Annotated in this window: 1 protein-coding gene; it reads right to left on the bottom strand. The window is 61.9% G+C overall.

What is annotated here, in order from left to right; all coding sequences use genetic code 11:
• Nucleotides 1–14: 14 nt before the first annotated feature.
• Nucleotides 15–957, bottom strand: a protein-coding gene (locus ACETPF_RS20955) for an IS630 family transposase (protein WP_373936558.1) whose coding sequence is annotated in 2 segments (ribosomal slippage) — nt 15–620 and nt 622–957 — 942 coding nt in all. Because the reading frame shifts where the segments join, the coding sequence is not laid out codon by codon here.
• Between the last annotated feature and the right edge of the window lie 62 nt (nt 958–1,019).

Here is a 1,019-nt window from a genome sequence, read left to right as displayed (position 1 = left end):
AGAGTCGGATGACATTAGATTGATCCGTACCCCGAGTTGGTGAGATAATTGCGGCATTCGGCGGGACTGAAGGTATCGAGCAAGGAGCCGATGCGCCGCCAGGTTGCCTCATGTGATCGCTCGGCGGCTTTTCGCATGAGATGCTTGAGTTTGGCGAAGACCTGTTCGATCGGGTTGAGGTCTGGCGAGTATGGCGGCAGGAACAGCAGGCGCGCCCCGACGCTGCGGATCGCCTTGCGGACGGCGGGGCGTTTGTGGCTCGACAGATTATCCATGATGACGACGTCTCCGGGCGAGAGCGTTGGCACGAGGCATTGCTCGACATAGTCGGTGAAGCTCTGCGCGTTGACCGGCTGGTCGAGCACGCAAGGGGCGTCGATCCGGTCACAGCGCAGCGCGGCGAGGAAGGTCATCGTGCGCCAATGGCCATAAGGCACCTTGGCATGGAGTCGCTGACCGACCGGTGCCCAGCCGCGCAGAGGCGCCATATTTGTCTTCGCCCAGGTTTCGTCGATGAAGACCAGGCGAGCCGGATCAAGCCGACCCTGATACTTCTTCCACTGCTCGCGTCGCCGAGCGACTGCGGGTCGGAGTTGCTCGGCGGGCAGCACGCTTTTTTTTGAAGCTCAGTCCCTCGGCATGGACGAAGCGCCAGACCTGCACATAATCGACCTTCACCCCACGCCCGGCCAGCTCGGCCACCAGCCCGCGCAACGTGAAGTCTGTGGCAGTACGTTCCAGCAGCCAGTCGCGGTTAGGTCCAGACAAAATGCCGCGCTTATGACCACCCATCTGGCCAGGCGTCGCGCTGCCCGTCTCGCGGACACGCCGAACCCATTTGATCGCTGAACTCGCCGCTACACCAAAGCGTGTCGCGGCCGCATGGCACGACATGCCCTCCTGCAACACGGCTCCAACAACGCGCTCGCGCAAATCCATCGAATAGGGTTTCGCCATGCCCGCTGGCCTCCATTCCCCAGCCGGCATCTTGAATCACATAATAGGCCCGAGCAAAACCC

It is taken from the genome of Sphingobium agrisoli, from assembly GCF_041877245.1.
In the GTDB taxonomy this organism is placed as follows: Bacteria; Pseudomonadota; Alphaproteobacteria; order Sphingomonadales; family Sphingomonadaceae; genus Sphingobium.
Note: the sequence above shows the minus strand (reverse complement) of the source record. Positions and strands in the feature narration are given on the sequence as shown.